Origin of the sequence: Tamilnaduibacter salinus, from assembly GCF_003096655.1 — a bacterium.
In the GTDB taxonomy this organism is placed as follows: Bacteria; Pseudomonadota; Gammaproteobacteria; order Pseudomonadales; family Oleiphilaceae; genus Tamilnaduibacter; species Tamilnaduibacter salinus.
This window is the reverse complement of the sequence record NZ_QEKQ01000007.1, coordinates 108,927-121,739: the sequence shown is the minus strand read 5'-3', so window position 1 is coordinate 121,739 and position 12,813 is coordinate 108,927. Positions and strand designations below refer to the sequence as shown.

Here is a 12,813-nt window from a genome sequence, read left to right as displayed (position 1 = left end):
AGTTAAGAAGTCCGTGAATGGTGCAGAGAGGCACAGGGGGTGGGTATAATGCGCGACCGCGTTGATGCCAAGATTTGAGAGCACTGCCATGTCGATTCCCGGTCTTGATGAGATTCACGCGTTTCTGCCGTGCCGAACGCCGCAGCGGTGGATCGAGAACGCGCTGGCATCGCCGGACCTGATGCTGATTGATCACGCCCATTGCGAGAAGAAAGCCGCCTCGACGGCGTTGAGCCTGATGTACCGGTACGTCGAGGACACCGAATTGCTGGAGCGTATGTCACGGCTGGCCCGGGAAGAATTGCGTCACTTCGAGCAGGTGCTGTCGATCATGAAAAAGCGCAATATTGCCTACTGCCACCTGACCCCGTCGCGATACGCTGCCGGGCTGCGGAAGCCGGTGCGGACAGAGGAACCAGGGCGGCTGGTGGATACGCTGATTGTCGGCGGCATTATTGAGGCCCGTTCCTGCGAGCGATTTGCGGCGCTGGCGCCCCATCTGGACGACGAGCTGTCGGCCTTCTACACGGGCCTTCTCAAGTCCGAGGCGCGCCACTTCCGGGATTACCTGCATCTGGCGGAGAAAGCAGCCGGTGGCGACGTGTCTGAGCGTGTCGAGCGGTTTCTTGCGCTGGACCACGAGCTGATTCAGTTACCGGATTCCGAATTCCGCTTCCATAGTGGGCCGGTCCCCGACGCCGCCTGATAAGCCCGTAGCGCTGTCACCGGTCCAGTGCCCGGCACAGCTCGATCCACCGGTCGATCCCGGCGCTGCGGTACTTCTGTTTGTGGAGGATGAAGTAGAACTGGCGGTCGAACTGTCGGTGTTCTGGCGTGGACAGTTCGACGAAACGCCCGCGCTGGAAGGCATCTTCAAGGCAGACCCGGGACAGGCAGCCGATCCCCAGCCGGGCCTCCACGGCGTGTTTGATGGCTTCGGTGTGCTCCAGTTCGAGAGCGAGGTTCAGGTCCGGGAGCAGCCCATGCATGCCGCGCTCGAACGTCTGACGGGTGCCGGAGCCGGGTTCCCGCATGATCCAGTCGGCATCGCGCAGGTCGTCATCGGACAGGGCGTCTTTCCGGGCCAGTGGGTGGTCCGGCGCACAGAAGACGACCAGTTCGTCGGGCCGCCAGGGTATGACGTCCAGATCCCGGGCCTGCAACTCGCCCTCGATCAGGCCGATATCGAGTTCGAACTCGCGCACTCGTCGGACGATGTTCTCGGTATTGGCGACCTGCAGCGACACGCGGGATTCGGGCCGGTTCTTCATGTAGTCGGCCATGATGTCGACGGCCAGATAGTTGCCGATGGTCAACGTCGCCCCGACATTGAGCGCGCCCAGATCGGTGTGTTCGCTCAGGGCCTGTTCCAGATCCCGGCCCTGTGACAGCAATGATTCGACCTTTGGACGGAACAGCCGGCCCAGCTCATTGAGCTGCAGGCGTTTGCCAACGCGGTCGAACAGTTGGGTGTCAAACTGGGTCTCCAGCTCACGCAGCGCGCTGCTCGCGGCGGACTGGGACATGGCCAGTGAGCGGGCTGCCTGGGTGATGTTCTGGGTCCGCGCGACGGCGACGAACACCTCGAGCTGCCGAAAGGTATAGCGCATTATCGATTATTCCGAATAAGGTTATGACAATATCCCATTTTGTCGATAGGTTACTCTTGCGTTAGCATACGCTCAAGCGATTTGCAGACTCCGAACTCTGGATTGGACGGACACACTTTATGGGCAACATGAATCGAGAAACGGTGACCAGCGTTCACCACTGGAACGACACCCTCTTCAGCTTCAAGACCAGCCGCGATCCCGGCTTCCGGTTCAAGAACGGTCATTTCACGATGATCGGACTGGAAACCGACGGTAAGCCGCTGATGCGTGCCTACAGCATGGTCAGCGCCAACTACGAAGAGGAGTTGGAGTTCTTCTCGATCAAGGTGCAGGACGGCCCGCTGACCTCACGCCTCCAGAATATCGAGGTAGGGGATGAGATTCTGGTCAGCCGCAAGCCGACCGGCACTCTTGTGGTGGACCATCTGTTGCCCGGTCGCAACCTTTACCTGCTCAGCACCGGCACCGGACTCGCGCCGTTCATGAGCATCATCAAGGACCCGGAGATTTACGAGCGCTTCGATAAGGTCATTCTGACCCACGGCGTCCGGTACGTGTCCGAGCTGGCGTACCAGGATGACATCGAAGGCCTGCCGGAAAACGAATACTTCGGTGAGATGGTGGACGGGAAGCTGCTGTATTACCCAACCGTCACACGCGAGGACTTCCGGAACCAGGGCCGCCTGACGGACCTGCTGACCAGCGGCAAGCTCACGCAGGATCTGGGCCTGCCGGACCTCAATACCGAGGACGACCGCTTCATGCTGTGCGGCAGTCCGGCCATGCTCAAGGACATGACAAAGATCCTCGACGATAAGGGATTCCGGGAAGCCCGTGGTGGCGATGTGGGCCACTACGTGATTGAGCGGGCGTTTGTTGAGAAGTGATTCGTTGAGAAATAAGGAGCGGATGGCCGGGCGCAATGCCTGGCCATCGCCCCAGAGCCTTCATCAGAGGCTTTCTTTCAGGAGCTCGGGTGTCTGGTCGTCAATGACCTCGATCCACCAGACGCTTTCTTCCCAGTCGCCGAGCACATAACGACGCGCTTCCTCGTCGTTGGCTGTCAGCTCGTGGATGGCCGGCCGGTGCGTGTGGCCGTGGATCAGCCGCTGAACGCCGTGCTGCTCCATGGAGGCGACCACGTCCTCGGGCGTCACATCCATGATCGCTTCCTTCTTGCCCTGATTCTTCGCCATGCTCATATCCCGGAGCTGACGGGCGACCAGTTGGCGGTCGGCCAGAGGGCGCTTGAGGAACATGGTCTGCCACTGCGGGTCGCGCATGGTCTTGCGGAATTTCTGGTACTCGACATCGGCCGTGCAGAGGCTGTCGCCGTGCATTAGCAGGGTTGGGGTGCCGTGCAGGTCGATGACGGTCGGGTCATCAAGCAGCTCGCCGCCGACACGCTGACAGAAGTCCTCGCCGATCAGAAAATCCCGGTTGCCGTGCATCAGGTAGAGTCGGGTGCCGTTGGCGGTCACGGTCTTCAGGGCTTCCGCGACTTCCTCCTGCAGCGGTGTTCGTTCATCGTCACCGATCCAGGCTTCAAAGAAATCACCGAGGATGAATAGCTGGTCTGCGCCGGTTGCGTGAGCACGCAGGAACCGGAGAAAGGCGTCGGTGATGTCCCGCCGGCTTTCCTCCAGGTGCAGATCCGAGATAAACAGCGTTCTCACGCCGAGCCTCCCTCGTCCAGAACGTCCGCTTTCTCGAGCACAATGTCCTCGGCCGGTACATCCTGGTGGCCTTCCCGGAAAGTGGTGGGGACGGCGCGAATGCGGTTCACCACGTCCATGCCCTCAACCACTTCGCCGAAGACGGCATAGCCCCACCCCTCGGCGGTCTTGGCCGAATGATCGAGAAACCCATTGTTTTCAACGTTGATGAAGAACTGGGCCGTGGCCGAGTGCGGGTTCATGGTGCGTGCCATCGCAACCGTGCCTTTCATGTTGCTCAGGCCGTTGTCCGCCTCGTTTTCAATCGGCTCCCCTGTGCGCCGGGGCACCATGCCAGGCTCAAAGCCGCCGGTCTGGATCATGAAATTGTGAATGACCCGGTGAAAAATCAGTCCGTCGTAAAAGCCATCACGGACGTAGGCTTCGAAGTTGGCGGCCGTTTTCGGAGCGCGCTCGTGGTCCAGTTTGAGAGTGATGTCACCATGGCTGGTTTTCAGGAGAATCATCAACGTTCCTTACCCAGTGAATGAAAGCCCCCAGTTTAAACAAGAGGCCCGTCGAATGCATGAGATTGAGTGCCATCTGTGCGTATAATAACGCGTTTATCGTGACACCCATTGCAACCGAGTCTATATGAGCGCCGAGTCCAAGAAAGCGAACAACTTCATCCAGAATCTGATCGAGGAAAATATCGCCAGTGGCGAGCATTCCGGTCAGGTTGTGACCCGGTTCCCGCCGGAGCCGAATGGCTATCTTCACATTGGCCACGCCAAGTCCATTCTGCTGAATTTTGGCATTGCGACCACCTTCGATGGCGTCTGTACGCTGCGGTTCGACGACACCAACCCCGAGAAGGAGAGTCAGGAATACATCGACGCCATCAGCCGGGATGTCCGCTGGCTGGGGTGCGAGTGGGAAGGCGACATCCGCTTTGCCTCTGATTATTTCGATGATCTGTACGCGTTCGCCGAAGAACTGATCCAGAACGGCGACGCCTATGTCTGCGAGCTGGATGCGGAACAGATGGCCGAATACCGGGGGACGCTGACCGAGCCCGGGAAAAACAGCCCCTATCGCGACCGGCCGGCCGAGGAGAACCTGCGCCTGTTCCGGGAAATGAAAGCCGGTGACCACCCGGACGGGGCGATGGTGCTGCGGGCGAAGATTGACATGGCCTCGTCGAACATCAACATGCGCGACCCGATCCTCTACCGCATCCGCCGGGCGACCCACCACCAGACCGGTGACAAGTGGTGCATCTATCCAATGTACGACTTCACGCACCCGATCTCCGATGCGCTCGAGGGGGTGACGCACTCACTGTGCACGCTGGAGTTCGAGGACCATCGCCCACTGTACGACTGGGTGATCGACCACATCTCGGCGCCATGCAAACCGCGTCAGATCGAGTTTGCACGACTGAATCTGAATTACACCATTACCAGCAAACGCAAGCTGCTGCGTTTGGTGGAGGAGGGGCATGTCGAGGCGTGGGACGACCCTCGCATGCCGACCATCTCCGGCCTGCGCCGCCGCGGTGTGACGCCCGAGTCGCTGCAGATGTTCTGCGACATGGTGGGCGTCAGCAAAGCGGGTGGCACCGTGGACGTAGGCATGCTTGAGCATGCCATCCGGGAGGACCTCAACGCCCGGGCGCCGCGAGCCATGTGTGTGATGGACCCGGTGAAGGTGACGCTGACCAACTATCCCGAAGGCGAGCGCGAGGTGCTCACCCTGCCAGTGCACCCGCAGAACCCGGAGCTGGGGACCCGTGACGTGGCCTGGACGCGGACGCTTTACATTGATCGCAATGACTTCGCGGAAGAGCCGCCCAGAAAGTGGAAGCGGCTGGCGCCGGATCAGGCGGTGCGGCTGCGTGGTGGTTATGTGATGACCTGCCGGGAAGCGATCTATGACGACGACGGCCGTCTCGTCGAGCTGCGTTGCGAATACGATCCGAACACGCTGGGCGTGAACCCCGAGGGCTACAAGCCCAATGGCGTGCTGCACTGGGTGTCCGCAGAAGAAAGTGCCGAAGTGGACATCTATCAGTACGACCGTCTGTTCAATGCCGAATTCCCGGATGCTGACAAGTCCGTGGACTTCACTGACAACCTGAATCCGGAGTCGCTGGTCGTGATTCGTGGTGCGCGCGCCGAGGCCAACCTGCTCGAGGCTCAGACCGAGCTGCCGTATCAGTTCGAGCGGGAGGGGTATTTCTTCCTCGATCCGCAGCACAGCATGGGTGAGCGACCGGCGTTCAACCGCACCGTGACGCTCCGTGATTCCTGGGGCAAGGGCAAAAAGTAGCGATGACCGAGATACAACTGCACAACACGCTGACACAGCGCAAGGAACCGTTCCGGCCCATCGACGACGGCAAAGTCCGCATCTACGTGTGCGGCATGACCGTTTATGATTACTGCCATCTCGGCCATGCCCGCGTGCTGGTGGCGTTTGATGTCATCACCCGCTATCTGCGCCATCGCGGGTATGACGTGACCTACATTCGCAACATCACCGACGTCGATGACAAGATTCTGCGCCGGGCTGAAGAGAACGGCGAGGACTTCCTCGTACTGACCGAGCGGATGATTGCCGCCATGCACGAGGATGAAGCCGCTCTGGGTGTCCTGCGCCCCACCGAGGAGCCCAGGGCGACGGACTATATCCGCGAAATGATCGCCATGATTGAGACCCTGATCGAAAAGGGCGCCGCCTATGTGGCCGACAATGGCGACGTCTACTTCGCGGTGGCGTCGTTCGATGGCTATGGCAAGCTCAGCAAGAAGAAGCTTGAAGACCTGATCGCGGGTGCCCGGGTGGATGTGTCCGACGTCAAGCACAGCCCGGCGGACTTCGCGCTCTGGAAAGCCGCCGGGCCGGGCGAGGTCAGTTGGCCGTCGCCCTGGAGCAACGGTCGCCCTGGCTGGCACATCGAATGCTCGGCCATGTCCACCACGCGCCTGGGGAACCACTTTGACATCCACGGGGGTGGTCCGGATCTGCTGTTTCCGCATCATGAGAACGAGATCGCCCAGTCGGAAGCGGCCACGGGTGAGCCGTTCGTGAACTACTGGATGCACGCCGGCGCGGTCCGCGTCGATCAGGAGAAGATGTCCAAATCACTGGGCAACTTCTTCACGATTCGTGAGATTCTGGAGACCTACCCGCCGGAGGTCGTGCGCTACTTCCTGGTCTCGAGTCACTATCGCAGTCAGGTAGACTACTCGGAAGACAACCTGAAAGAAGCAGAGCGCGCGCTGACGCGGCTCTATCACGCAATTCGTGGGCTTACTCCGGATGAAACGGCGCCGGAAGGCGAGCATGATCGGCGCTTTTCCGAGCTGATGGACGATGACTTCAACACCGCCGGGGCGATGACCGTCCTGCACGCGGTGGCTTCCGACATCAATCAGCAGCGCCGTGATGGGGATGACACCGCCGCGACGCGCTCTGCGGGGGTTCTGCGTCGCCTTGGTCGAGCGCTGGGGCTGCTGGAGCAGGACCCGGAGGCGTTTTTCCAGGGCGGCTCCGACGACGACCTGTCGCCCGAGGTGATTGAGGAGCAGATTGCCGCGCGGGCCGAAGCCCGGCGGAACAAGGACTTTGCCGAAGCGGATCGCATCCGTGATGAGCTGGCGGAGCAGGGCGTGATCCTGGATGATTCCCGCGAGGGCACCACCTGGCGCAGGGCATGAATTTATCCGTATTTTCACGTAGAATGGCGCCCCATTTCTGAGACGATCACGACGTCTCGCCGTGAACATTGACAACCATCGAGGCTGAAACAATGACAGAACGCGTCCAAGTCGGCGGCCTTCAGGTCGCAAAAGCCCTCTACGACTTCGTCAACAACGAAGCGATTCCGGGCACCGGCGTTGATGCTGACAGATTCTGGTCGGAATTCGACACCATCATTCATGACCTGGCGCCGCGTAACCGCGAGCTGCTGCGCAAGCGCGATGACATCCAGGCAAAAATGGATGGCTGGTATCGCGAGCACAAGGGTCAGCCGATCAACATGGAAGAGTACAAGGGCTTCCTCAAGGAGATCGGTTATCTGGTGGATGAGCCGGGTGACTTAAACATCAGCACCCAGAATGTTGACCCGGAAATCGCGACCCAGGCCGGGCCTCAGCTGGTCGTTCCTGTCCTGAATGCGCGTTTTGCCCTGAATGCCGTCAATGCCCGTTGGGGTAGCCTGTACGACGCGCTTTACGGCAGTGATGTGATCTCTGAAGAAGACGGTGCCGAGAAAGGCGCCGGTGGCTACAATCCGGTGCGTGGTGCGCGGGTCATTGAATATGCCCGCAAGCACCTGGACGAGCAGGCGCCGTTGGCCCAGGGCAGCCATCGCGACGCCGCGAAGTATCAGATCGATGGCGGCAAGCTGGTGGTAAAACTCCAGAATGGTGAGACGACTGGCCTGAAAGATGAGGCTCAGTTCGTTGGCTATACCGGCGCTGAGAACGAGCCGAACGGCGTGCTGCTGGTCAAGAATGGCATGCACTTCGAGATCCAGGTCGATGCGACCCATCCGATCGGCAAAGATGATGGTGCGCATGTCAAAGATGTGCTCGTTGAGGGCGCTCTGACCACCATCATGGACTGTGAGGACTCAGTTGCGGCCGTTGATGCGGCGGACAAGACAGCGGCCTATCGCAACTGGCTCGGCCTGATGAAAGGCGACCTCGAAGAAAGCTTTGAGAAAGGCGGCAAGACCGTCACCCGCCGGATGAACCCGGATCGGGTCTATACCGCGCCACAGGGTGGCGATCTTACGCTGCCAGGGCGCAGTCTGATGTTTGTCCGGAACGTGGGTCATCTGATGACCAACAATGCGGTTCTGGACAAGGATGGCAATGAAGTGCCGGAAGGCCTGATGGACGGTCTGGTGACCTCGCTGGTGGCAATGCATGACCTGAAGGGCGATAGCGACCGGCGTAACACCAAAACGGGCAGCGTCTACATCGTGAAGCCAAAGATGCATGGTCCGGAAGAAGTGGCGTTCACGAATGACTTCTTCAATCGTGTGGAGGACGCGCTGGGCCTGACCCGCCACACGCTGAAAGTGGGCATCATGGATGAAGAGCGTCGCACGACGGTCAACCTGAAGGCCTGCATTGCGGCCGCGAAGGAGCGTGCCGTCTTTATCAACACCGGCTTCCTGGATCGCACCGGCGACGAGATCCATACCTCCATGGAATTCGGTCCGGTGCTGCGCAAGGGCGAGATCAAGCCGGCCAAATGGATGCAGGCCTACGAGAACTGGAACGTAGACGTGGGACTGGAAACCGGATTCAGTGGTGTTGCCCAGATCGGCAAGGGCATGTGGCCCATGCCGGATAAGATGGCGGCCATGATGGACGCGAAGATCGGCCATCCGAAATCCGGCGCCAATACCGCCTGGGTGCCCTCGCCGACTGCCGCAGTGCTGCATGCGCTGCACTACCATCAGGTCAATGTGCAGGACGTCCAGAAAGAGCTGGCCAATCGCGAGCACGCCAAGCTTGAGGATATTCTGACGCTGCCGCTGCTGGAGGACCCGTCCAAGCTGTCGGCTGCCGAGATTCAGCAGGAGCTCGACAACAACGCCCAGGGCATCCTCGGCTACGTTGTGCGCTGGATTGACCAGGGCGTGGGCTGCTCCAAAGTGCCGGACATCAACGATGTCGGCCTGATGGAAGACCGGGCGACACTGCGGATCTCCTCGCAGCACATCTGCAACTGGCTGTACCACGGCATCTGCACCGAGGAGCAGGTGCGCGAGACCATGCAGCGCATGGCCGCGGTCGTGGACCGCCAGAACGCGGCCGATCCGAGCTACCGCAACATGGCGCCGGACTTCGATGACAGTGTTGCATTTCAGGCCGCCCTGGATCTCGTCCTCAAGGGCCGCGAGCAGCCGAACGGCTACACCGAGCCGCTGCTGCACGCCTACCGCCTGAAGGCGAAGGAGAAGTACGGCGCGTAAGTGCCGACGTCATCCCATGAAAAAGCCCCGCCTGGTGGTCCCAGGCGGGGCTTTTTTGTTTTGTTAGCCACGGAGAATCGAGGTTATAAGGCTTTAAAGTTTGAACGTTTTCAGGTGGCTCAGTGTCCGAGGCTCAGGCCGCGTGAACTTTAAAACCTTCAGACTTTAATGCGTTCAAACGTTTTATTGTTTCCGCCCGAAGGGCGGTTCCGTGCTTTCCGTGTTTTTCCGTGGCTAATCAGCACCGTCAGTCGTGCAGATAGTCCGCCGCGTACAAGGTGTTCTGCAGCAGGGTCGCGATCGTCATCGGCCCCACACCGCCGGGCACCGGAGTGATCCAGGCCGCGCGTTCGGCGGCCTCGTCGAATTCGATGTCGCCACGAAGTTTGCCGTCTTCCATTCGATTGATGCCTACGTCGATGACGGTGGCGCCTTCCTTGATCCATTCGCCTTTTACCAGTCCCGGTTTGCCGACGGCGGCGATGACGATGTCGGCCTGGCGGACGTAATAGGACAGATCCCCCGTGAATCGATGGGTGACTGTCGCGGTCGCCCCCCGCAGTAGTAATTCCATGGTCATGGGCCGCCCGACAATGTTGGATGCACCGACGATCACCGCGTGCTGGCCTTTGTAGGGCGTGCCGATGTGATCAAGGAGAGTGATGATGCCGGCCGGCGTGCAGGGGCGCAGCGCTGGGCGTCGCTGAACCAGGCGGCCGATGTTGAAGGGATGGAAGCCATCCACATCTTTATCAACGGCGATTTTCAGCAGAATCGGGTCCGGATCGAGGTGATCGGGCAGCGGCAGCTGAACGAGGATGCCATCCACGTGCCGGTCGGCGTTGAGTTCGTCGATCAGGGACTCCAGCGCCTCCTGGGAGGTGGATGCCGGCAGGTTGTAGGAGAACGATTGGATGCCGGCCTGCTCGCAGGCTTCACGCTTCTTGCCGACATACACCTCCGATGCGGGATCGGAGCCGACCAGTACCACGGCCAGACCTGGCGGGCGTTTGCCCTGCTCCCGCCGCGCGGAGACGCTGCTGGCAACGTCCGCTCGCACCTGTTCCGAGATCTTCCTTCCGTCAATCAGTTGTGCTGTCATGGTGGTATGCCTGAGTTGCTCCGCCAGGTCGCGCCCGGCTGGTAAAACGGGTTGTTACGAAAGCGGCGTATTGTCGCACGCTTCCCGGGTCCGTCCAATGATGGGAGCGTCTCAAAACGGTCCGCGAGCGGCGTGAAGTCCGTGTTGACGGGGTGGGGCAGGGTGGGTATCATTCGCGCCAGCTTTGATGAGGCACCCGCCGATCAGGCTGAAGTTCGGGGTATAGCGCAGTCTGGTAGCGCGCCTGCTTTGGGAGCAGGATGTCGGGAGTTCGAATCTCTCTACCCCGACCACTTTCCCGATGACACCGGGTGAGTGAAAGGTCGAGCGCTCGTAGCTCAGCTGGATAGAGCAACGGCCTTCTAAGCCGTAGGTCGCAGGTTCAAGTCCTGCCGGGCGCGCCAACCATCAGGGCGCTTGAGGTCCGGCTTCAGAGCATGCGCCAAGCTGGCCAGTGGTCGCCTTTTCGCAAAGGTGATGTTGCGAGCCCCTGCCGATATCGGTATGGTGTGCAACCTCTCGGGGCGGATCGGCCTTTCCGGGCCCGACAATGTGGTGGACGTAGCTCAGTTGGTAGAGCTCAGGATTGTGACTCCTGCGGTCGAGGGTTCGACTCCCTTCGTCCACCCCAATCTCTTCTTTGTTCTCCCCGCGTTTTTTCGTATCGGCTCGTGTCCGTTCCTCTTTCCGTTTGGTGCGCTGGCTGGCGATTGCGTCTCGTCAGTGGTAGCATTCGGTCGGCTCGGGGTGATTGATCGCTCGCTGATTGCAGCAACGGAACGTTGACTTCGGGCCGCTTGATTTGCCGTGGTGGTGGAATTGGTAGACACGCTAGGTTTAGGTCCTAGTGCCGCAAGGCGTGGGAGTTCAAGTCTCCCCCACGGCACCAGTCAGTCGACCCCCTTGGTTGCTTTGCGCCAAGGGGGTTTTTCTTATTGGTTATCAGTGGTTTGCCGGCAATCGCGCCCTGAGCCGGCTGTCGCCCCAGCTCGTGAGGCGCGTGGACGGGCACACATTCTCTCAGGCCGGCAAACCGTGATAATATGGTCGTTTTATAGTTCGCGGGCCGGGGCGCCAGTCACCGGGCCGGCCACTCATTAACCCATTGAAACGGTAATTCGAGGATCTTCCATGCAAGTCTCTGTAGAAACGACGTCCAACATCGAGCGTCGCATGACGATTGGTGTGCCTGCCAGTGAAGTCGATGAAGCGGTTGAGAGCCGTCTTCGGGAGACTGCCGGTCAGGTGCGTCTCAACGGCTTCCGCCCGGGCAAGGTTCCGCTGAAAGTGGTCAAGCGTCGTTTTGGGGCCGGCATCCGCCAGGAAGTGGTCAGCGAGGTCATGCGCGATCGCTACATGAAGGCCCTTGAGGAGCAGGAGATCAACCCGGCCGGGTATCCCAGCTTCGAGCCGAAGACGATGGAAGAGGGCAAGGATCTGGAATTCGTGGCGACGTTCGAAGTGCTGCCCGAGATCGAGATCGGCGACCTGAGCAAGATAACCGTCCAGAAGCCGAACGCCGAAGTCACGGACAAGGACGTCGAGAAAATGATCGACAACCTGCGTCGCCAGCACGCGGACCACAAAGAGGTCAAGCGCAAGTCCAAGAACAAGGACGTGCTGACCATGGATTTCACCGGTTACATTGATGGTGAGGCCTTTGAGGGCGGCTCAGCGGAAGATCACCAGCTGACGCTGGGTGACGGTCAGATGATTCCCGGCTTTGAGAGTGGCATCAAAGGGGCTCGGGCTGGCGAAGAGCATGAGATCGAAGTGACGTTCCCCGAGGACTATCAGAACGAGGAGCTGGCGGGTAAGCCGGCGACGTTCAAGATCAACGTCAAGAAAGTTGAAGAGCCGATCCTGCCGGAACTGACCCCGGAATTTTTTGAAAAATTCGGTGTCAACGCCGAAGACGAGGAATCTTTCCGCGCTGAAGTACGTAACAACATGGAGCGGGAGCTCAAGCAGGCGGTGAACAACAAGGTCAAGAATGACGTTGTGGAAGGCCTGCTGGAAGTCAACGAGTTTGACATTCCTCAGGCACTGACTGACCAGGAGATTGATCGCCTGCGTCAGGATGCGGTTCAGCGCTTCGGCGGTCAGATGGACCCGCAGCAACTGCCTGCTGAGCTGTTCACCGAGCAGGCGCAGCGTCGGGTGAAAACAGGGCTATTGTTCCAGGAGTTGATTCGCCAGAATGAGTTGAAGGCGGACAGCGACAAAGTGGATGAGAAGATTCAGGAAATTGCGTCCACCTACGAGCAGCCCGATGAAGTGATTGCCCACTTCAATGGTGATCCGCAGCAGAAGGCCCAGGTGGAAAACGTGGTGCTGGAAGATGCGGTGGTTGATTTTGTCCTGGATCAGGCCAAAGTCACCACGAAGAAGATGAAATACGAGGAGGCTGTGCAGGCTGGTCAGCAGCAGGGCTGATGACGGGCA

The 12,813-nt window shown here is 59.9% G+C and carries 10 protein-coding genes and 4 tRNA genes; 10 read left to right on the top strand and 4 right to left on the bottom strand.

The genetic code is table 11. The annotated features are described in order from the left end of the window. Positions 1–88 precede the first annotated feature (88 nt). Positions 89–706, top strand: a complete 618-nt coding sequence (locus tag C8D92_RS11575; RefSeq protein ID WP_095610228.1) for a MiaE family protein — start codon at positions 89–91, stop codon at positions 704–706. A gap of 16 nt (positions 707–722) precedes the next feature. On the opposite strand, the gene C8D92_RS11570 is transcribed toward C8D92_RS11575, so the two are convergent. Continuing rightward, complete coding sequence (locus tag C8D92_RS11570) at positions 723–1,610, bottom strand: LysR family transcriptional regulator (RefSeq protein WP_095610227.1); 888 nt, start codon at positions 1,608–1,610, stop codon at positions 723–725. Between the two features lie 119 nt (positions 1,611–1,729). Between C8D92_RS11570 and C8D92_RS11565 the strand changes: the two genes are divergently transcribed. Then, positions 1,730–2,500 carry a ferredoxin--NADP reductase gene (locus C8D92_RS11565; RefSeq protein ID WP_116919443.1) on the top strand — a complete coding sequence of 257 codons (771 nt, stop codon included), beginning with the start codon at positions 1,730–1,732 and terminating at the stop codon, positions 2,498–2,500. A gap of 63 nt (positions 2,501–2,563) precedes the next feature. Here C8D92_RS11565 and C8D92_RS11560 read toward each other — a convergent pair whose 3' ends face one another. Beyond that, positions 2,564–3,289, bottom strand: coding sequence for a UDP-2,3-diacylglucosamine diphosphatase (locus tag C8D92_RS11560; protein ID WP_116919442.1), 726 nt, complete (start codon positions 3,287–3,289; stop codon positions 2,564–2,566). Continuing rightward, the gene (locus tag C8D92_RS11555) at positions 3,286–3,795 is read right to left on the bottom strand and encodes a peptidylprolyl isomerase (protein WP_116919441.1); all 510 of its coding nucleotides are present in this window, start codon (positions 3,793–3,795) and stop codon (positions 3,286–3,288) included. Before C8D92_RS11555 ends, C8D92_RS11560 begins: the two co-directional genes overlap by 4 nt. Positions 3,796–3,922: 127 nt before the next feature. On the opposite strand from C8D92_RS11555, the gene C8D92_RS11550 reads away from it, so the two are divergent. From C8D92_RS11550 to C8D92_RS11540, 3 genes are all read left to right on the top strand, one after another. Continuing rightward, positions 3,923–5,599, top strand: a complete 1,677-nt coding sequence (locus C8D92_RS11550; protein ID WP_116919440.1) for a glutamine--tRNA ligase/YqeY domain fusion protein — start codon at positions 3,923–3,925, stop codon at positions 5,597–5,599. A gap of 2 nt (positions 5,600–5,601) precedes the next feature. Further along, complete coding sequence (gene cysS, locus C8D92_RS11545; protein WP_095610222.1) at positions 5,602–6,990, top strand: cysteine--tRNA ligase; 1,389 nt, start codon at positions 5,602–5,604, stop codon at positions 6,988–6,990. Between the two features lie 92 nt (positions 6,991–7,082). Beyond that, positions 7,083–9,266, top strand: coding sequence for a malate synthase G (locus tag C8D92_RS11540; protein WP_116919439.1), 2,184 nt, complete (start codon positions 7,083–7,085; stop codon positions 9,264–9,266). Positions 9,267–9,513: 247 nt separating this feature from the next. Here the strand turns inward: C8D92_RS11540 and folD are convergent, their stop codons facing one another. Next, on the bottom strand, positions 9,514–10,368 hold the full coding sequence (gene folD, locus C8D92_RS11535; RefSeq protein WP_095610221.1) for a bifunctional methylenetetrahydrofolate dehydrogenase/methenyltetrahydrofolate cyclohydrolase FolD: 855 nt from the start codon (positions 10,366–10,368) through the stop codon (positions 9,514–9,516). A 216-nt stretch (positions 10,369–10,584) separates the two neighbouring features. Here folD and C8D92_RS11530 point away from each other — a divergent pair. The 5 genes from C8D92_RS11530 (at position 10,585) to tig (ending at position 12,804) form a co-directional block, all read left to right on the top strand. Beyond that, positions 10,585–10,661: transfer RNA gene (locus C8D92_RS11530), tRNA-Pro, on the top strand. Between the two features lie 34 nt (positions 10,662–10,695). Further along, positions 10,696–10,772: transfer RNA gene (locus tag C8D92_RS11525), tRNA-Arg, on the top strand. A 151-nt stretch (positions 10,773–10,923) separates the two neighbouring features. After that, a tRNA-His gene (locus C8D92_RS11520) sits at positions 10,924–10,999 on the top strand. Between the two features lie 173 nt (positions 11,000–11,172). Beyond that, a tRNA-Leu gene (locus tag C8D92_RS11515) sits at positions 11,173–11,257 on the top strand. Between the two features lie 242 nt (positions 11,258–11,499). After that, a complete protein-coding gene (gene tig / locus C8D92_RS11510) occupies positions 11,500–12,804 on the top strand; it encodes a trigger factor (RefSeq protein ID WP_095610220.1) in 1,305 nt (434 codons plus the stop codon). Positions 12,805–12,813: the final 9 nt, after the last annotated feature.

Coding starts and splice junctions, on each gene's coding strand:
- C8D92_RS11575 (WP_095610228.1), top strand. CDS start 89: ATGTCGATTCCCGGTCTTGATGAGATTCACGCGTTTCTGCCGTGCCGA.
- C8D92_RS11570 (WP_095610227.1), bottom strand. CDS start 1,610: ATGCGCTATACCTTTCGGCAGCTCGAGGTGTTCGTCGCCGTCGCGCGG.
- C8D92_RS11565 (WP_116919443.1), top strand. CDS start 1,730: ATGGGCAACATGAATCGAGAAACGGTGACCAGCGTTCACCACTGGAAC.
- C8D92_RS11555 (WP_116919441.1), bottom strand. CDS start 3,795: ATGATTCTCCTGAAAACCAGCCATGGTGACATCACTCTCAAACTGGAC.
- C8D92_RS11550 (WP_116919440.1), top strand. CDS start 3,923: ATGAGCGCCGAGTCCAAGAAAGCGAACAACTTCATCCAGAATCTGATC.
- cysS (WP_095610222.1), top strand. CDS start 5,602: ATGACCGAGATACAACTGCACAACACGCTGACACAGCGCAAGGAACCG.
- C8D92_RS11540 (WP_116919439.1), top strand. CDS start 7,083: ATGACAGAACGCGTCCAAGTCGGCGGCCTTCAGGTCGCAAAAGCCCTC.
- folD (WP_095610221.1), bottom strand. CDS start 10,368: ATGACAGCACAACTGATTGACGGAAGGAAGATCTCGGAACAGGTGCGA.
- tig (WP_095610220.1), top strand. CDS start 11,500: ATGCAAGTCTCTGTAGAAACGACGTCCAACATCGAGCGTCGCATGACG.